Below are 17,300 nucleotides of genomic sequence, written 5' to 3' on the forward strand. Positions count from 1 at the left end.
CCGATCCCGCGCGCTTCGCGGGCGACGCCGATCCGCGACGGTATCGCGACTGGTCGAGCGCGCGGCCGGCGCTCCTTGTCATCGAAGCGCTGCATCAGTTCGCGGTCAAGGCGGCGCGCGCGATGCACGGCGAGCCGGCGCTGATGGTGCCGGCGCAACTGCGTGAACTGACGCTGAGCCACGTCGACGGTTATCCGCGGCTCGCGCTGGCCGGCACCGTCGCGAAACACGGCGATGGATATCGTGTCGAGGTAGCGGCGCGCGACGCCGACGCCGGCATGTATCCGGCCGTCGCGTCGGGCACCGTGTTCGTCGCGCTGATGCCGGCTCGCCGGCCCGCGTCCGCCGCGCCGGGAGAACGGCCGTGATGGCCGCCACCGCGACGCCGGCGCCCACGATCGCCGGCGAACACTTCGGCGTGATCGACGTGGCGAGTGCCGCACCGCTCTTCGACGAGCACTTCGAGCAATTTCCCGTGCTGCCCGGCTCGTTCAGCCTGAGCCTCGCGATCGCGATGCTGTTCGACGCGCTCGGTTTCGCGGCGGACCGCCCGCACCCGCCGCTCACGCTGCGCAAGGTCAGCTTCATCTGCCCGGTACGGCCGGGCGAGCGCCTGAGCGCGCGCCTGCGGAGCCTGCAACAGGAGGGCGCGCGCACCACCGCGCACGTCGAGCTGCGCAATGCGGACGGCCAAAGCGTGATGGACGGCATTCTCAGCTGGGAGCACCACGCATGACGAAACTTGCGATTGTCACGGGCGGCACCCGCGGGATCGGGCGCGCGATCGTCGATGCGCTGATCGCCGACGGCCATGCCGTCTACTTCACCTATCGATCGAATCCCGAGCTGGCCGGGACGCTGGAGCGCACATACGACGGCGCCGCGCGGGGCTTTCGCGTCGACGGTGGCGACTGGGCAGCCGTACAGGCGTTCGCCGACCGCGTGAACGCACAGGCGGCCGTCGACGTGCTCGTGAACAACGCGGGCATCAACGACGACGCGATGCTGCTCGGCAACTCGTTCTCCCGCTACTGGGAAACGTTACGGATCAACCTCGGCGCGACGATGGCGTTCTGCCATGCGTTCGGAGAAGGGATGCAGGCACGCCGGCGCGGGGCGATCGTCAACGTGTCGTCGATCGCCGCGCGCAAGCCGAAGGTCGGTAACGGCGCGTACGGCGCGTCGAAGGCGGCGATCGAGCGTTTCACGAAAACGCTCGCGCTCGAGATGGCGCGCTTCAACGTGCGCGTCAACGCGGTCGCGCCTGGATTCGTGCGCTCGGACCTGTTCGATCGTTTTCTCGCGTCGCAGGACGCGGCGGCGTTCTATCGCCAGATTCCGATGCGGAAGATCCTCGAGCCCGACCAGGTTGCGCGTGCGGTGCTTCTGCTCGCGAACGGCTCGCTCGAAACGACCGGAAGCGTGCTCGATCTCGGCAACGGCGAAAACATCAGTGGCTGACCCAGAGACTCAAGGAGAGTGGATCATGAAGGAAGACATCAAGAACATCGTCGCGCAAATCCTCTATCTGAGCGGTCCCGAGCAGGTGGCCGACTCCGCGTCGCTGTTTCGCGAGCTGAACATGAGCTCGATCGACTACGTCGACCTGTGCTACGAGCTCAAGGACAAGGTGGACAACCGCATCAGCCTCGAAAACCTGTGGCCGTTCAACCGGATGCTGCTCGATCCGCAATGCCACACCGGCACCGAATGGACCGATGCCGGCTGGCAGCAGGTGTGCGACGTGATGAGCTGGAACGGCCACGAGAAATGCAGCCTGCAGGATCTCTACGAGCACTTCTCGGTGAACTACATCGAGCGCCGCATCGCGCAGTTCAGCTGACCGGCGCGTTCCCGCCGCATCGCAGGGGCGCCGCGCCGCGCGGCGTCTCGCACCCGATCGATTCCCGACTTACGTGAATGGGGACTTGCCATGTCGTACATCACCGGCCTCGGCATCGCGACGGCCGCCTTTCCGGACATCGCGTCGCTGCTGGACGTCGACTTTGCCGAGCGCGAACCGCTCGCGCCGGCAGCGAAGCCCGGCGACTACGCGCGCGTCAACTTGCCGTTCCCGCTCGTTCAGCGCATGGCGCGCGAGGACCGTTCGCTGCTGAATCCGAGTTCGCGTCTCGCGCTGCAAGTCGCCGCCGAGGCGTTCGACGCGGCGTCGGCTGTCCGGCCCTACACGGCCGAAGAGCGCGAGCGGTTCGCGGTGTTCACCGGCGTCGAGGGCGAGGATGCGACGATGGCCGTGCTCGCGCCGTTGCACGAGCGTCGCGGTGTCGATAGCTGCGGGTACTTCGGCGAGGTCAAGGCGCACCTGAATCCGCTCGACATGCTGCGCCTGCTGACCACCAATGCGCTGTACCAGATCTCGAAGCTGTTCGAACTGCGCGGCGAAGGTTATCCGCTGCAGCGGATGTCGCTGACCAGCCTGTGCGCGCTCGAGGAGGCGCACCGGCAGATCGAGGGCGGCGCGATCGACCGCGCGATCATCGCGGCCGTCGGCGACATGACGGCGCCCGACAACGTCGGCGCGTTCGAGAAGATGGGCCTGCTGCGCACCGCGTCGCACCCGGTCGGCATCATCCCCGCGTTCGGGGCCGTCGGCGTGGTCGTCGAAGGTGCGCCGCGCGAGGGGCGCGCGCCCTGCGCGCAGGTACTCGACGTCCATTCGCTGTACAAGCCCGATACGTCCGTGTCGAGCGGCGACTGGTCGAGGCTGTTCGCCCGCTTTCCGGGCGAGGCCGCGCTCGGCGTGCCGCACGTCGTGCTGTACCAGAACGGCGAACCCTCGCTGGGCAAGGCCGAGCGCAACGCCGTGCAGAACGCATGGCCGAATGCCGTGATGCACGCGTACAAGCCGCACGTCGGCTACACCGGGCGGGCGAACAACCTGATCGACCTGGTCCTGGCGATCGCGGACCCGGCCATTCCCGTCGGCGCGCCCGTGCTGGTCAACGGCATCGGCGTGTCGTCGGGCCTCGGCGCGATCCTCGTGCGCAAACTGAGCGGGGTGAGGCGATGAAGCCGCGATCGGACGCAATCGTGATCAGCGCATTCGGCGCTGTCACGCCGCTCGGCGGCAGCTACGACGCGCTCCACGCCGCGCTGCGCGAAGGCCGCTCGGGCATTCGCAGGATCGAGAAGTTCGATTGCTCGACCTATACGACCCAGCATGCGGGCGTACCCGAGGAAGGTAACGAACGGGTGCGCTGGCCGTCGGCGCGGCGGATCTCGGCCGAACAGCTGTACGGCGATCTCGCCGCCGCGCGCCTGCTCGCGCAGGCACCGTTCGTCGCGCGCGACTACGCGCCCGAACGCATCGGCTGCCTGGTCGGCGTCGACGTGCCGGCTACCGACGTGCAGAGCGCGCTCGAGCTCGTCGACAAGGTCAACGGCGACAAATCGCGCGACGCGCTGATCCAGGTGCTCGTATCGCACATGCGCATGAGCGAATTCGTGAGCGGCGACGCGACCTCCGTGTTCGGAGCGATCCATCGCCACATCCCGTTCAGCGGATGCGCGCTTGCGCATGTAGGCCTGTGCTCGGCGTCGCTGCAGGCGATCGGGATGGGCATGCTCGCGCTGCGCCAGGGGCGTGTCGACGCGGCCATCGTCGGCGGCGTATCCGGCAAGGTCAATCCGCTCAACCTCGCGAGACTCGAATCGCTCGACGTGATCTCGACCGACCTGAACCTCGACCCCCGGCATCGTTCGCGGCCGTTCGACGTGCGTCGCTCGGGCTTCGTGCTCGCGGAAGGCGCGGTGCTGTTCCTGATCGAACGCGAATCGGCCGTGCGCGCCCGCGGCGACACGCCGCTCGCGCGCGTTGCCGGCTATGGTGCGAGTCTGGCCGCCGAGCACATCGTGATTCCGCACCTGCAGTCGCTCGAGATGCGGCTCGCGATGCAGCGTGCGCTGGACGACGCGGGGTGCGCGCCGGCCGATATCGACTACGTCAACGCGCACGGCACGTCGACGGTGCTCAACGACAAGCACGAGTCCGAGGCGATCCGCGCGATCTTCCCGATGCGGCCCGAGATGCCCGTCACCGCCAACAAGTCGCAGCACGGCCACCTGATCGCGACGGCGGGTGCGATGGAGGTGCTGAACACCGTGATCGGGCTGCGTGAGCACTTCATTCCCGCGACCGTCAATCTCGACGAGCAGGCGCCGGAGTGTCCCGTCAACGTGGTGCGCACGGCGACGCCGAGCGACGCGCGGCGCGTGCTCAAGAACTCGTTCGGCATGGGCGGGCTCGCCGCCTCGCTCGTGCTGGAAGGAGCGGCCGCATGAAGTTCGCGTCGCTGCTTGCCCGCGATGCGAACTGGCAGATCGTGTTGCATGGCGCGCGCCTGACCGCCGGGGACCTGCGCGCGCGGCTGCGTGCTGCCCGGCGGGCGCTCGGCGACCTGGAACCGCACCTGCGCGGGCGCAGCCGTCTGATCGCGGTCGGATTCTCGGGGTTCGACTATTTCCTGTTCACGCTGCTCGCGTCGACGCTCGGCTGCCGGATCGTCCTGTGCGACCCGAGGATGCTGTCCGCCGCGCTGCGCCAATACCGGCTCGATGCAATCGCGGTGGTCGCGACCCGGTCGATCGCCTGCGACGGGCTGCCGGTTGTCGTGCTCGACCCGGCGGCGGCCGATGCCGAAGAGACGGGGCGCGACGCCGCCGCGTGGGCCGACGCCGACGCCGACGCGCCGCGCGCGCAGATCGTCTTCATGACGTCGGGCACGACGAGCGCGCCCAAGCTGGTCGTCTACGATGAGGCGCAACTCGTCGAGAACGCGCTGGCGGTCGGCCGCTATCTGGGCGTGCAGCCCGGCGACGGCGTGCTGTGCATGTTCCCGACGCACTACATGTACGGCTTCTCGACGATGATGAGCGGCTTGCTGGCCGGCGCGACCGTCTGGCTCGAACGGCCGTCGCTGACCGCGCACGAGGTGCTCGGTTACCTCTGCAGCGGCCGGATCCGCTTCGCGCCGCTGATCCGCAGCATTGCCGAGCGCGTGTGCGAACTGGCCGAGGCGACGCCCGGCATGCGTTTCGACGGAATCGTCGTGCTGAATGCTTCCGACCGCATCTACGCGGCGCAGGTGCGCCGCCTGCTCGCGCTCGGCGCGTGCGTCTGGAACAACTTCGGCCAGACGGAGTCCGGGCCGCGGATCTTCGCGCTGCCGCTCACGCCGGACGACCTGCCGCGCCTGGATTCGTACTGCTTCGAGGGCGTCGTCGCGCCGGGCCGCCCGATCGATCCACGCATCGAGCTGTGGATCGTCGACGCGCAGGGCCGGCCGTGCGCGCCCGGCGAGACCGGCCATCTGCATTACCGCACGCCGTACGCGATGCATGGCTATCTGCTGCCCGACGGCAGTCTTCAGCGATTCACGACGCTCGAATCCGGCGACCTCGTGTTTCGCCGCGACGACGGCATCGTGTTCTGGGTCGGTCGCAAGGACGAGACGGTCAAGTGCAATGGCCGGCTCATCAACGTCAGCCTGCTGCACCAGCACTTCGATGCGTTCGACGACATCGCGAAAAGCTATTTTCTCGCCGATCCGCAGACTGGCGCGCTGACCGTGTTCGTCGTGCCCCGTCCGTCGCCGGCCTGTGCGGACGTGGATTTCACGGCGAGGATCCTGAGCCGCTACCGGGCCGCCTTTCCGCTGTATCCGCGTATCGCCGACGTGCGGTTCGTCGACGACCTTCCCGTCACCAGCACGGGGAAGATCTCATTGCGTCTCCTGCGCGAAAGCGCATGACTGCCGCCTGAACCTGGAGCCCACGATGTCCGACCGCACGACCCGCTTCGATTCCTCCGCCGTGAGCGAAGCGCTTTCGTACGATGCCCACTATGCGCGCCTGCTGCCGGCGGGCGTGGCCAGCTACGCGGCGTTCCGCACGCAGGTCGCGATCGAGACCGCGGACGACCTGACACGGCGCGTGCTGGAGCGCCTCGATCACGACGGTCTCGCCGGCGCGACGTTCTACACCACGTCGGGCACGAGCGGCGAAGCCAAGCTGCTGCTCAGCGCGACAGGGCGCAAGCGTCCCGATGCGACCTACGGCCGGGCGCTCGCGAACGCGCTGGCGGGCCGGGTGTTCGCGCCGACCGACCGGGTGGCGAACCTGTTCACCGCCGGCGGCTTTTCCACGCTGTACGACGGCGTGAACCGGCTGCTGGAAGCGATCGGTGCGAACGTGCTGCCGATCGGGCGGCTGGACGCCTACGGCGCCGATCTGCCCGCGATGCTGAACCTGATCGGCCGCACCCGTCCCAACGTCCTGGTCGGCACGCCGACGAGCGTGCTGCAATGCCTGCGCCTGCTCGACGCGCACGGCGTCGACCTCGACGTGACGAAGATCCTCTACACGGGCGAGGCATTCCCCGGGCGCAAGCGCGAGATCGTGCGGCGGTGCTGGCGCAATGCCGAATTCTTCGGACTGTACGGCACCACCGAAACGGGCTTTCTCGGCTATCACACCCCGCGCTGCGATGACGGGCATTACCACGTGCTCGACGACTGGTTCTTCCTCGAGGAGGAGGACGGCCAGCTGCTCGTGACGAGCCGCGCGAACCCGGGCCTCGCGATGCTCCGCTACCGGATCGGCGATCGCGTGCGCATCGGGCCGTCGGTGCGCTGCGCGTGCGGTGAGGCAGGGTCGGTCGTCGTGCTGCAGGGCCGCGCGGACCAGCGCTTCAAGTTCGCGGGCAATCTCGTCAGCGTCGCGCTGCTCGCCGATCGGCTCGTGGCGTGCGCCGGCCGGCCGCTCGATTGCCAGTTCCGTCTGGGCGCCGACGCGCAGGGGCGCGATTGCCTGCAGGTCGCGGTCGACCTGGCCGACGACGAACTCGCACCGCTCGCGCCACGGCTCGCCGGCGCGCTGCTCGAGATCGAGGACGTGCGCGAGTGCATCGACAAGGGCGAGGGCCGCCTCGACGTGGTCGGCCGCGATGCGTTGCGCTTCTCGGCGCGCCAGAAGCTGCCGCGCCTGATCGACGAGAGGCACGCTCATGTCCGATGATCGCGCTACCGCCACGCCCGCCACGCCCGCCACGCCCGCCACGCCCGTCGCGTCGGGTGCGTCGCGGGCCGAACGCATGCGGCAGTTCGCGGCCGAGGTGCGTGCGACCTGGCTGATGCTCTATCCGATGGTGCTGTCGTCGATCGCGGGCTACTGCATGACGCTGTTCGACTATCGCTGGATCCGCGACCTGCCGGCCGAGGACATGGCGCTGCTCGCGCTCGTCAACGGCAGCGTCGTCACCTTCATGTTCCTCCTCAGCAAGAGCTTCGAGGAATCGTTCGTCGCGGTGTTCGCCAAGGCGCCCCGTACGGACCAGGGCCGGTTGTTCGTGCAAAGCCTGATGTTCGCGGGCGGGATCGGCGTGCTGGTCGTGCTGGCGTTGATCGGCACGCGGGCGCCGCTGATGATGTTCATTTCCGGCGGTCAGTTCCACGGCGACCGCATGTTCGGCTACTACGCGCTCGTCATCGGCAGCTTCCCGCTCACGCTGCTCAGCACCGCGCTTTCGGCGGCGATGCGCACGTATGGCGACACCAAGTCGCCCGCGCGCATCAGCATCGTGTGCGGCGTGATCAACAACCTGCTCGACCCGCTGCTCGTGTTCGGGCTGTTCGGCCAGCATCCGACGCTGCAGCTGTTCGGCCTCGCGCTGACTTCGTGGATCACCAAGAGCCTGTACCTCGGCTGGTGTGTCAGGTGCATCCGCCCCCGGCTGCGCCGCGAGCAGGTCGCGTTGCCGCGCCCCGGCGTGGAATGGCCGACGCAGCGCCGGCTGCTGCGGATCTTCGTACCGTCGGCCGCGCTCGAGACGCTGACCTTCCTTGCGAACACGGCCGTCTATTCGATGATCGCCCGTTACGGCGTGCGCGCGATCGGCGGCTACGGCATCGGCTTCGAGCTGATGACAATCGGCTTCATCCTGATCAAGGGCTTGAGCATGGTCTTCATGATCCGGATCGGCCATCTCGTGCGCAGCCGGGCGCCGTCCCGCGCGGCGCTGCAGTCGGTGATGCTGCTGGGTGTGCTGTTCACGGCCGCGATCAGCATCGCGTTCTTCCTGCTGCGCACGCTCGCGCTGCGCTTTCTCGCATCCGATGCCGGCGTGATCGCCGTCGCGAGCGCGCTGCTCGACTATGTGCCGCTGTTCGTCTTCAGCTATCTGCTGACGAACCTCGTGACGGGCTGCTTCCAGATCCTCGAACGCCCGGCGCGCGCGATGGCGCTCGGCCTGTTCTTTTCCTGGATCGTCACCCCGGGCGCGATCTATCTCGGCGTCACGCATCATCTCGCGCTCACGCAGCTGTTCGCGCTGCTGGCGGGCGTGAGCGTCGTGCGCCAGACGGTGTACCTGACGATCTTCCTGCGGCTCATGCGCAGGCTCGGCGCGGCACCCGACGCCGCACCGGCCGGCGCGCGCCACGCCGTCGGATGAATCCGCGACTGCCTTACCCCTCGACCTCACGACTGGAGACCTGCATGCGTACCAACACCCCCGCCGAAGTCAACGCCGACACCTACGATCATTACGTCGACGCGTTCACGCTCGAATGGAACCGCAATCTCGTGCAACGCGTCGAGCACGAACTCGCGCAGCGGCACATCGCGTCGGGCCGGTTGCTCGATGTCGGCACCGGCACCGCGCGTACCCTGATCGAACTGGCCCGCGTCCCGTCGCTCGCGCCGCTGGGCTTCGTCGGGGTCGACTATTACGACGACATGGTGCAGCGCGCCGAGCAGAACGTGCGCGCGGAAGGGCTGGGCGAGCGCATCGAAATCCGCGCGGGCGACGTGCACGCGCTGCCGTTCGACGACGCGACGTTCGTCGCGGTGATCGGCCGCTCGGTCGTGCATCACTGGGCCGATCCTGTCGGCGCGTACCGCGAGATCTTCCGCACGCTCGCGCCCGGCGGATTCGCGCTGATTCACGAGCCCTGCAGCGATCCCGATCCGGAGGCGCTCGCGTTCTTCAACGAGCGGCGCGCGGCCGCGAACGTCCATCCGGTCCATCTCGAAGGCAAGTTCACGGTTGCGGAGTCGATCGAGCAGCTGCGCGAAGCCGGTATCGGCGAGTATGCGCAAGTGTCGAAGGGATCGGGGATGCTCGCGATCGGCTTCGAGGTGCTGATCGCGAAGCCGGCGCGGCAGTAAGCGAGGCCCGCCGATGCGACTCGCCCCTGACCTGCCGGCGCGGGAGGCTGTCCGGCCGCGCGCCGCGCGCGACGAATGCGAGATCGACGCGGTGTCGATCGCGCCCGACCGGCTCACCGTGCGGGGTGTCGATCTGCTGCAACTGATCGAGTCCGTCGATTTCACCGCCGCGATCCTGCACGTGCTCACGGGCCGGATGCCGGACGCCGCCGACGCGCGCGCGCTCGATCGCGCGCTCGCGGCCAGGCTGGCTGACGACGGCGCGCCCGAGGATGGCCTGCTTGCCGCGCAGCTGGCGCGCCGCCAGCGCCGACCCGAGGTGTTTCTCGCGGCGGCCGTCGCGGCCGGGCTCGCCGACGGGCCGCCCGCGCGGCCGGTCGCGTTGCCCGAAGCGTTGCGCGGCATCGGGCAGGGCGCCGAGATCGCGACGGGCCTGGGCATCGTCGCCGCGTTGCCGCGCCTGCTGTCGGTGTGGCGCGAGGTGTCCCGCGAGACGGCGGCCCGGACGCCCGCGACAGGCGCCGCGCGTGGCTTCAGCGCGGCGGTGCTGGACTGCCTGGGCGGCGATGCGTCCCGCGACGCGCAGGCCCGCCTGTTCGATGTTCTGCTGGTTGCACTGCACGGCGGCTTCGGCCTCGTCGCGCCGACCATCGCGCTGCCGCGCTTCTCGGCCAGCACCTACGCGAGCGTGGACTTGAACCTGATCGCGGGCTTGACGGGCAGTGGCCCCGCGCACGTGGGCGCCTGCAGCGACGCGACGCGCTTTCTCGCGCGCCTCGTCGGCAAGACGTCCGCCGAGATTCGCGATTGCGTCGCCGAGCGCGTGTGCGCGGGCGACCGGATTCCGGGTTTCGGCCACCCGCTGCTCGAGCGCGACCCGCGGCCCGCCGCGCTCGAGCGCCACGCGGCGCGGCTGGGTGTCGGCGGGGCGGCGTTCGACGCGTATCGGGCAGTGTGCGACACGATGCAGGACGTGCGCGGCCTGCCGCCGAACATCGATGCGGCCGCCGCGGCGATCCTGCTCGAACTCGGCGTGCCCGCCGCGCTCGCCACGCCGGTGTTCCTGTTTGCCCGGATGCCGACGATGCTCACGCACGCATTGCAGAAGAAAGCGCACCCGCCATTCGGCCAGACTCGCCCGATGGCGCGCGAACGCCTCGCCGCGCTGCCGAAGGCATGGATCTGACGCCGGCCCGCCGGCGCCCCACAACCCGAGATTGGATCGACACCGACATGCTGACCAACCTGCCGCTCGCGCCGCATTGCGCGGCCAACGATACCCAGCGCCGTATCGACTTTGTGAAGACCCAGATTCATCGCTGGATAGACGAGATGTTCGTGTCGCCGGACCGGCACGATCTGCGCGCCTGTTTCGCGAAGACGCTGCTGATCCGCAACTACCTGCTGTCGCCCGTGCTCGATGCGCACGAGACGGAATGCTTCCTGCGCGACGCGACGGTGCGCGACTACATGAAGCGCTTTCAGGCGCTGTCGCTCGACAACGAGGTCCGCTTCGAGCGGCAGATGAGCGACGTGTTGCGCGCGGGGCCGTCGAGCGAGGGGCTGCTCCTGATCATCAAGGAGTACTACGCGGAGATTTACCGGCTGCTCGCGCGGACCGAGATATTCCTGTCGGACATGTGCCCGGATTCGACGGTGGCGATGGTCGGATCCGGCGGGATGCCGCTTTCGCTCCTGTTCATGCAGTCGTTCAGCGGCGCGCGCATCGTCGGGCTGGATCTCAGCGAGGAATCGCTACGAACCGGCGAGCGTTTCGTCGATCATCTGTGCGCACTGCATCCGGCGCGCTATCGCCGCGACGCGATCGAGATGGTCCACGCGGATGGCGCGGCCTACGACTACGGCGCGTGCGACATCGTCATCCTGTCGATCCACATCGAGAACAAGACGGAGATCGTCGAGCGGATCATCGAGACGGCGCCGCGCGATCGCCGCGTGATCGTGATCGAGCGGCAAGTGCAGGGGCTCGGCCAGTATTTCTATCCGAACTATGGGTTCGATCCAGCCGGGCTGCCGCTCGCGAAGCTGGCCACGTTGTGCTCGTCGCTGCTGGTGAGCACTGCATACCAGCTCGACCGGTAGGCGGGCGCGATGACGGGATGCGAGATGCGCACGGGCGGGATCGGTCTGTTCCACGCATGGGAGCGGCAGGTGCTCGCGCTTTACATGGAGGCTTTCACGACCGGGGCCTACGCCGGGCACTATCTCGACGAGGCCGCGGAACGGGGCTGGATCTACCGGCTGTTCCGCGAGCATGCCGCGCGCTGCCATCTGTGGGTGACCGGCGACGCGCTGGCTGGTTTCCTGTTGTCGGCCGATTCGTGCTACGACCGCAAATTGCCGGCGTCGCTGCGCTCGACGCTCGGCGACGGGCCCGTGCTGTCGATCGCGGAACTGGCGGTCGCGCCGAGCTGGCGCGCACGCGGGCTCGGCGAAGCGCTGGTGCGGCGCTGTGTCGAGGAGGCCGCGCCCGGCTACCGTGACGTCATCGTGCGCAGCAACGGCAATGCGGCCGCCGCGCACCGGCTCTACCTGCGGCTCGGGTTCGAACCGTTCGGATCGGTGCGGGTGCGAAACGACATGCTGAGCGACGGGCGGCACGGCGTCGAGTGGGTCGACAAGCAGTATTTTCGTTATCGGATGGCTGGCCACTGACCGTGAGCCGGGCAGGGCGCGAAAGGTGGGGCACGCTCGAAGCGGCTAACGGGCGCCGTCTCCCCACGCAACCCGCCGCCACGCCACCGGCCGCTACATCAGCGACGGCATCGCGCTCACGGCGGTGTCGCACCGCCCCGCATCGGCCAACGCCTGGCCGATCGCGTGCTGAACGCCGGCCGGGTTTTCCAATAGATGGAAGTGCCCGCCGTCGAACTCGCGGAAGCTGACCGGGTGCCGCGACGCGCGCAACCAGTCACGCTGCCCGGCTGGGCTCAGCAACGTGTCGTCGCGGCCCGAGAAGACCGTGACGGGGCAGGGCAGCGCCGTTGCGGACGGCAGCGGAAAGAACTCGTCGACCACACGAAAATCCGCCTTGGCCAGCTTCAGCAGCATCGCCCGGAGCGCGTCGTGTTCGACCACTTCGCGCGGCGTGCCGCCGAGCGACACGACATAGTCGACGATCTCCGCGTCATTGCGTAGGTGAACCGGTGCGCCGTCGCGCCGCGCGTGGCGATGCGGGTAGAACGGCGCATCGGTGCCGGAGGCGCCGAGCCAGACGGGCGGATGCCCCAGTTGCGTCATGTCCCGCGCGAAACAGTACGCGATCAGCGCCCCCATGCTGTGGCCGAACACCGAATAGTCGCGCGGCAGCAGCGGCCGGAGGGCCCGCAGGAAGTCGATCAGTTCGGGCAGCGTGTCGATCGCGCGCGTGCCCAGGCTCCTGCCGCGACCGGGCAGTTCGATCAGCCATACCTCGATGTCGTCCGGGAACGACGCTCCCCATCGGTAGTAATTGGCCGCCGCGCCACACGCATGATGGAACACCAGCAGCCGGTGCCGCGCCGTCGGGCGCGCGAGCGGAATGGTGAGGGTACTGGGTAGCAAGGGCATGCTTCGAGACTCCGCTTTAAAGAACCGACTATAAAAATTTCAAACAATTAAACCGATTATCAATTTAACTGAAGAGGCGGATCACTTTCTGTCGGTTAGCATATTTATGAAACAATGATCGGGATTATTGGATGCCGGCGCTTATGATTTATTCAATTTTCATGCAATAGAAATGTAATTAATTCTAGATGGCTTATGGTAAAGTCTGCCGGCTTCGATTTCAAAATACTTGCATCGTTGCCAGGCGCGGACGGGCGGGCTGTTTTTGTCGAAATATCGAATTATTTGATGCGTGCGACACGCGTGATCGATTATTGAAACGAGAGAGACATGGAAGCCGAAACGCCGCAAAACGATGCCGTATTCAAGGTGGTCGTCAATCACGAGGAACAATACGCGATCTGGCCGGACGACAAGCATGTGCCGGAAGGCTGGCGCGCGGCGGGCCCGTCGGGAACCCGGGACGCCTGTCTCGAATGGATCAACGCCAACTGGACCGACATGCGGCCATTGAGCGTGCGGGCCGCGCTGCCGGCCTGACTGTCGACGCGTCGCGCCACGCAGCGCGCAAGAAAAGATAAAGGAACGATGCGGTATTTCGCGGCCCGGTGACGGCGCGCGCGGGAGCACGCTGCGTTTCGCCGAGAGAATCCGAGGGAATAAACACCATGTCTGTCGATGATCGCCTGGGGGTCTTCCTCAATACAGGCATTCTGGCTTCGCGCGCGCATGACCTGGGCTTGCTGATCGAGCGGCAGGACGCGCTCATGCAGCAATTCATGGAAGCGAAATTCGAACCGGCCGCCTGCGCCGCGCTGTTGCGCGACGCGATTGCGCGTTATCCGTTCCTGGCCGGGCTGTTCGATCCGGATTCGGTGGCGGCTGGCGGCTGCATCGCGAGCCGCGCGCTGCTCTACGATCTGCATCAGCACCGTGACCGCTGGACGCTCGCGCTCGCGCCGCAGCACGGCGATCCGATCGTGCTCGACACCGCCGCCGACGACGTGCCGCAGCTCGCGAACGCGCTGCGCGACGCGCTGCAGCGCAACCACTGGCAGCCGCTGTCCGAGCTGTACGCGGACCCGCGCCTGCTCGGCTGCGAACGGCCGGACGGCGACGCGGCGCTGGCGTGGCCGGCGTTCGACGGCCCCGGCATCCAGCGGCTCGAACACGCGTCGCTGCTGATCGCATCCGAAACCACCCGCCTGCTGACCGACCCGATCAGCCTCGCGATCGGCGGCAACGTCGGCCTGCCCGATCTCGATCGCGCGCCGTCCAACCTGGGCCAGCAGATCGACGGCATGCTCGTCACGCACGGGCATCTCGACCACTGGCACATCCCGACCATCCTGCGGCACGGCGGCGACGGATCGGTGCCGGTCGTCGTGCCGCACATCCCGGTCGCGTCGCTGCTGGCGCAGGACGACATGCAGCAGTCGCTGCGCGACGTCGGGCAGACGGTACTCGCGCCCGGCTGGGGCGAAACGGTGCGGATCGGCGACATCGAGATCGACATCCTGCCGTTCTACGGTGAGCAGCCGACCATCGGCGCGGCCGTGCCGCCGCAGGACGTGCGCAACTGGGGCAATTGCTACCGGGTCACGACGCCGCAGTTCTCGGTGATCCTGCTGGTCGACAGCGGCGAGGACGCGAAGGGCTCGGTGATGGACGTGATCGACCGGTCCGTTGCCCTGCGCGGCCAGCCCGACCTGGTCCTGAGCTGCTGCCGCGAGTTGCGCAAGCCGCCGTTCTGGCAGGGCCTGTTCACGTTCTGGATGGTGCTGCCGATGACCGACCTGCAGCGCCTGACGCACGTCGCGGAAGCGGGCGACGGCCCGTCCATCACGCTCGGTCCGTCCGGCATCGGCGAACTCTGCGCGCGCGCCGGCGCCCGCGCGTTCGCGCCGTATGCGAACGGGTTCTGCGGCATCGCCACCGAGATCGGCGATATCGGCTGGATCAACGGCGAGCCCGCGGAAGCCGACACGCTCGACCAGATCGACGCGCGCGTCGGCGCGCTCGGCGGCGCCACCCGCGTGATCCGCTGGCTGCCCGGCGACGTGCTGCGCCACGACGGCGATTGGCAGGTGTCCTGATTTTCTTCCTGTCGACAGGAGCCCCACGATGACTGGCAGCAAGATTGTGCCGATGCCGCGGATTCGCTACGACGGCAGCCGGAGCATGCGCGACGTTCTGGCCGGACTGAAGCATCCGGCCGTGCTGGAAGGATTCATCGAAACATGGCCCGCGCGCACGCGCTGGACGCCGGATTTCTTCGTCGAGCGTTACGGCGAGCACGAGATCACGGTGGAGACGTCGCAGCTGTCGCCCACGCCGACGCAGCCGGACCTCTACCTGGGCGCGCGCCGCTACGAAACCGCGCACCTCGGTGCGACGATCCGCGCGATGCAGGCGCAGGGTAGCGCCCGCACCGCGTACATCACCTACGCGGCGATCTATTCGACGGCGCCGGAACTGAAGGACGACATCGCGCCGCTGCACGAGCAGCACGGTTTTCCCGGCTGGATGCCGCACTGGCTGCGGCGCAGGCTGGTGTTGCGGCCGGGCTTCTGGCTCGGCCCGGAAGGGATCTCGTCGCCGATGCATTTCGACCGGCACGAGAACCTGAACGTGCAGGTGTACGGCCGCAAGCGCTGGGTGCTGTTCGCGCCCGAGCAGTCCGCCAACGTGTATTACCGGCAGCGCCGCGACCTGCCGGTGATCTTCAGCCCGGTGGACATGAGCGATCCGGACCCGGCGCTGTTTCCGCGCGTGCAGTCGGCGCCGCGCCACGACTTCGTGCTGGAGGCGGGCGACGTGCTGTATCTGCCGCCCGGCTGGTGGCACTACGTGGAATCGCTGAGCGATTCGATCAACGTGAACTACTGGTGGTGGTCGCCCCGCGCCGTGCGGACCTTCTGCCGGGTCGAGCTCGCGAGCCTGTGGCAGGCGCTTGCGCGCCGGTGGCGCCGCGCGGCCGACAGGGCCGGCAAGCCGATGTCGATGCCGCGCTGACGCGCCGGCGCCACGCCGTTCGTTCTATCGGGCCGCCGTGCCGGCGGCCGTGTCTCTTCAGGAAGCCATGATGCAGAACGAGTTTGATTTCACCGTCATCGATGCGCTGTACGCGACCGGCTATCACGGGCCGCGCGCGCTCGACCAACCGGAGTTCTACTGGCGCTCGATGCTGGGCTCGATGGTCGCCTATCGCGACAGCTTCTTTCGTCCGCTCGGCGAGGAGATCGCGCCGGCCGACGCGCGCGACGGCATCGAGATCGAGGCCACGCGCTGCGAGTACGAGGGCAGCCGGTTTCATCACACGCTGCCGATGAACATCTCGTCGCTGCGGCAGTTCGCGAACCACTGGCACCTGGTGCTGCCCACCATCTCGACGCTGCGCGACGGGTATTGCCGCCTGCGCGGCCACGACGGCGCGGTGTCGATGCTCGACCTGTGGTTCATCAGCAAGCTGTGCCAGCTGCTGCCCGCGTACCTGATCCGCCGGCGCGAGCAGCCGGCCGACCCGGACGGCATTCCCGTCGTGCCGTCGATCATCTACCGGATCTCGCTCGGCATGCACCGGATCGTGCATATCTCGCTGATCAAGCGGATGGCGTCCGGCGGCGATCCGGCCGCGCCGTGCCTCGCCAGCGACGCGTATTACCTGATCGCCGAGGCGGCGGGCCTGCTCGTCGGCCGCAACTCGGTGTGCGCGGGGCCGCAGACCATGGTCGAGCAGGCCTACCGCGCGATGATCGAGCCGGGGCCGCTGGCAGGTGCCGAAGCGAGCGCGGCCGAGCCCGGCTTCTACCGCTATGCGGCGGCGTTCCTGAAGCTCGAAGCCGAAAAATACCTGTTCGCGGTGCGGGCGGCGCAGCAGTTGCGCGCGCTGATCGTCGCGCTCGACGCGGTGCCCGGGCAGGCGCGAACGCGCGCGTTCCGCGACGCGCTGGCGCGCTTCGAGGACTGGTCCACCGAACACACGAGTCCGCTCGCGCACGAGATCGCCCGCGAGGATCTGGCGATGCTGCTGCAGGGCGACGAGGCCGAGATCGCACGCGCGCGGCAATGGCCGGCGGGGACGGTGCTGCGCCAGATGACGGCCGGGCTGAACCAGCTCGTCGCCGCGGCGGACCGGATGTGCGTGGCCACGCTTGGCGCAGATGGGCCGGCGCTGCTGGCCGAGATCGACGCGATGCGCGCCGCGCCGCGCGGCGCGGACGAATGGTCGGCCGACGCGTTCTCGGCGCACGGGCTCGACGCGGCGGCGGCGCAGGCGACGGCGGCCGCGCTCAATGCGTACCTGCACGACGAGCACGCCGCGCAGCGGATCTTCACGCGGCTCCAGCAGGAGGTGGACCGTGCGCTCGGCATCGGCGACGCCATCGCGCCGTACTCGGCCGATGACATCGCCGCCGTGTTCGGGCCGCGGCTGCGCCACTGCATCGCCGAACACTTCACGGAACCGGACGTCGCGGACCACGCCGTCCGTTGACGCGCGGCGCGCCGGGATCGACTTGCCGCGCCGTCCTTCACGTCCTTCA

Annotated in this window: 18 protein-coding genes; 17 read left to right on the forward strand and 1 reads right to left on the reverse strand. The window is 68.4% G+C overall.

All coding sequences use genetic code 11. From position 1 onward, the window contains the following. The 13 genes from VL15_RS42645 to VL15_RS08405 form a co-directional block, all read left to right on the forward strand. On the forward strand, positions 1 to 368 hold a 368-nt coding region (locus tag VL15_RS42645; protein ID WP_048244799.1), incomplete at its 5' end, for a hypothetical protein. Further along, positions 368 to 736, forward strand: coding sequence for a hotdog fold domain-containing protein (locus tag VL15_RS08350; RefSeq protein ID WP_230684405.1), 369 nt, complete (start codon positions 368 to 370; stop codon positions 734 to 736). The genes VL15_RS42645 and VL15_RS08350, both read left to right, overlap by 1 nt. Then, a complete protein-coding gene (locus VL15_RS08355; protein ID WP_048244802.1) occupies positions 733 to 1,461 on the forward strand; it encodes an SDR family NAD(P)-dependent oxidoreductase in 729 nt (242 codons plus the stop codon). Before VL15_RS08350 ends, VL15_RS08355 begins: the two co-directional genes overlap by 4 nt. A gap of 25 nt (positions 1,462 to 1,486) precedes the next feature. Beyond that, on the forward strand, positions 1,487 to 1,843 hold the full coding sequence (locus VL15_RS08360; protein WP_048244804.1) for an acyl carrier protein: 357 nt from the start codon (positions 1,487 to 1,489) through the stop codon (positions 1,841 to 1,843). A gap of 90 nt (positions 1,844 to 1,933) precedes the next feature. Then, the gene (locus VL15_RS08365) at positions 1,934 to 3,031 is read left to right on the forward strand and encodes a beta-ketoacyl synthase N-terminal-like domain-containing protein (protein ID WP_048244806.1); all 1,098 of its coding nucleotides are present in this window, start codon (positions 1,934 to 1,936) and stop codon (positions 3,029 to 3,031) included. Further along, positions 3,028 to 4,302, forward strand: coding sequence for a beta-ketoacyl-[acyl-carrier-protein] synthase family protein (locus tag VL15_RS08370; protein ID WP_048244808.1), 1,275 nt, complete (start codon positions 3,028 to 3,030; stop codon positions 4,300 to 4,302). The genes VL15_RS08365 and VL15_RS08370 overlap by 4 nt, the downstream gene beginning before the upstream one ends. After that, the gene (locus VL15_RS08375) at positions 4,299 to 5,771 is read left to right on the forward strand and encodes an AMP-binding protein (protein WP_048244810.1); all 1,473 of its coding nucleotides are present in this window, start codon (positions 4,299 to 4,301) and stop codon (positions 5,769 to 5,771) included. The genes VL15_RS08370 and VL15_RS08375 overlap by 4 nt, the downstream gene beginning before the upstream one ends. Before the next feature lie 25 nt (positions 5,772 to 5,796). Further along, on the forward strand, positions 5,797 to 7,035 hold the full coding sequence (locus tag VL15_RS08380; protein ID WP_048244812.1) for a hypothetical protein: 1,239 nt from the start codon (positions 5,797 to 5,799) through the stop codon (positions 7,033 to 7,035). Next, positions 7,025 to 8,470: an MATE family efflux transporter gene (locus VL15_RS08385; protein ID WP_048244814.1), complete on the forward strand. Its 1,446-nt coding sequence runs from the start codon at positions 7,025 to 7,027 to the stop codon at positions 8,468 to 8,470. The genes VL15_RS08380 and VL15_RS08385 overlap by 11 nt, the downstream gene beginning before the upstream one ends. A 44-nt stretch (positions 8,471 to 8,514) precedes the next feature. After that, positions 8,515 to 9,186: a class I SAM-dependent methyltransferase gene (locus VL15_RS08390; protein ID WP_048244816.1), complete on the forward strand. Its 672-nt coding sequence runs from the start codon at positions 8,515 to 8,517 to the stop codon at positions 9,184 to 9,186. 13 nt (positions 9,187 to 9,199) lie between these two features. Further along, positions 9,200 to 10,372, forward strand: a complete 1,173-nt coding sequence (locus VL15_RS08395; protein WP_048244818.1) for a citrate/2-methylcitrate synthase — start codon at positions 9,200 to 9,202, stop codon at positions 10,370 to 10,372. 47 nt (positions 10,373 to 10,419) lie between these two features. Continuing rightward, positions 10,420 to 11,289: a hypothetical protein gene (locus VL15_RS08400; RefSeq protein ID WP_048244820.1), complete on the forward strand. Its 870-nt coding sequence runs from the start codon at positions 10,420 to 10,422 to the stop codon at positions 11,287 to 11,289. Positions 11,290 to 11,298: 9 nt separating this feature from the next. Next, positions 11,299 to 11,862, forward strand: a complete 564-nt coding sequence (locus VL15_RS08405; protein ID WP_048244822.1) for a GNAT family N-acetyltransferase — start codon at positions 11,299 to 11,301, stop codon at positions 11,860 to 11,862. Between the two features lie 93 nt (positions 11,863 to 11,955). Here the strand turns inward: VL15_RS08405 and VL15_RS08410 are convergent, their stop codons facing one another. Beyond that, on the reverse strand, positions 11,956 to 12,756 hold the full coding sequence (locus tag VL15_RS08410; protein WP_048244824.1) for a thioesterase II family protein: 801 nt from the start codon (positions 12,754 to 12,756) through the stop codon (positions 11,956 to 11,958). Positions 12,757 to 13,086: 330 nt separating this feature from the next. Between VL15_RS08410 and VL15_RS08415 the strand changes: the two genes are divergently transcribed. The 4 genes from VL15_RS08415 to VL15_RS08430 all read left to right on the forward strand — a co-directional run bounded on the left by VL15_RS08415 (position 13,087) and on the right by VL15_RS08430 (position 17,251). Further along, positions 13,087 to 13,296: an MbtH family protein gene (locus tag VL15_RS08415; RefSeq protein WP_048244827.1), complete on the forward strand. Its 210-nt coding sequence runs from the start codon at positions 13,087 to 13,089 to the stop codon at positions 13,294 to 13,296. 128 nt (positions 13,297 to 13,424) lie between these two features. After that, positions 13,425 to 14,852 (forward strand): MBL fold metallo-hydrolase, encoded by a 1,428-nt coding sequence (locus VL15_RS08420; RefSeq protein ID WP_048244829.1) that lies wholly within the window; start codon positions 13,425 to 13,427, stop codon positions 14,850 to 14,852. Between the two features lie 28 nt (positions 14,853 to 14,880). Then, positions 14,881 to 15,771 (forward strand): cupin-like domain-containing protein, encoded by an 891-nt coding sequence (locus tag VL15_RS08425; RefSeq protein ID WP_048244830.1) that lies wholly within the window; start codon positions 14,881 to 14,883, stop codon positions 15,769 to 15,771. 70 nt (positions 15,772 to 15,841) lie between these two features. Further along, positions 15,842 to 17,251 (forward strand): hypothetical protein, encoded by a 1,410-nt coding sequence (locus VL15_RS08430; RefSeq protein WP_048245066.1) that lies wholly within the window; start codon positions 15,842 to 15,844, stop codon positions 17,249 to 17,251. Positions 17,252 to 17,300: the final 49 nt, after the last annotated feature.

This window comes from Burkholderia cepacia (assembly GCF_001039005.1).
GTDB classification, from domain to species: Bacteria; Pseudomonadota; Gammaproteobacteria; order Burkholderiales; family Burkholderiaceae; genus Burkholderia; species Burkholderia theae.

Excerpts from the sequence above, each read along its gene's own strand:
- VL15_RS08400 (WP_048244820.1), top strand. The coding sequence starts at position 10,420 with ATGCTGACCAACCTGCCGCTCGCGCCGCATTGCGCGGCCAACGATACC.
- VL15_RS08390 (WP_048244816.1), top strand. The coding sequence starts at position 8,515 with ATGCGTACCAACACCCCCGCCGAAGTCAACGCCGACACCTACGATCAT.
- VL15_RS08370 (WP_048244808.1), top strand. The coding sequence starts at position 3,028 with ATGAAGCCGCGATCGGACGCAATCGTGATCAGCGCATTCGGCGCTGTC.
- VL15_RS08365 (WP_048244806.1), top strand. The coding sequence starts at position 1,934 with ATGTCGTACATCACCGGCCTCGGCATCGCGACGGCCGCCTTTCCGGAC.
- VL15_RS08425 (WP_048244830.1), top strand. The coding sequence starts at position 14,881 with ATGACTGGCAGCAAGATTGTGCCGATGCCGCGGATTCGCTACGACGGC.
- VL15_RS08380 (WP_048244812.1), top strand. The coding sequence starts at position 5,797 with ATGTCCGACCGCACGACCCGCTTCGATTCCTCCGCCGTGAGCGAAGCG.
- VL15_RS08350 (WP_230684405.1), top strand. The coding sequence starts at position 368 with ATGGCCGCCACCGCGACGCCGGCGCCCACGATCGCCGGCGAACACTTC.
- VL15_RS08405 (WP_048244822.1), top strand. The coding sequence starts at position 11,299 with ATGACGGGATGCGAGATGCGCACGGGCGGGATCGGTCTGTTCCACGCA.
- VL15_RS08385 (WP_048244814.1), top strand. The coding sequence starts at position 7,025 with ATGTCCGATGATCGCGCTACCGCCACGCCCGCCACGCCCGCCACGCCC.
- VL15_RS08430 (WP_048245066.1), top strand. The coding sequence starts at position 15,842 with ATGCAGAACGAGTTTGATTTCACCGTCATCGATGCGCTGTACGCGACC.
- VL15_RS08415 (WP_048244827.1), top strand. The coding sequence starts at position 13,087 with ATGGAAGCCGAAACGCCGCAAAACGATGCCGTATTCAAGGTGGTCGTC.
- VL15_RS08420 (WP_048244829.1), top strand. The coding sequence starts at position 13,425 with ATGTCTGTCGATGATCGCCTGGGGGTCTTCCTCAATACAGGCATTCTG.
- VL15_RS08395 (WP_048244818.1), top strand. The coding sequence starts at position 9,200 with ATGCGACTCGCCCCTGACCTGCCGGCGCGGGAGGCTGTCCGGCCGCGC.
- VL15_RS08355 (WP_048244802.1), top strand. The coding sequence starts at position 733 with ATGACGAAACTTGCGATTGTCACGGGCGGCACCCGCGGGATCGGGCGC.
- VL15_RS08360 (WP_048244804.1), top strand. The coding sequence starts at position 1,487 with ATGAAGGAAGACATCAAGAACATCGTCGCGCAAATCCTCTATCTGAGC.
- VL15_RS08375 (WP_048244810.1), top strand. The coding sequence starts at position 4,299 with ATGAAGTTCGCGTCGCTGCTTGCCCGCGATGCGAACTGGCAGATCGTG.
- VL15_RS08410 (WP_048244824.1), bottom strand. The coding sequence starts at position 12,756 with ATGCCCTTGCTACCCAGTACCCTCACCATTCCGCTCGCGCGCCCGACG.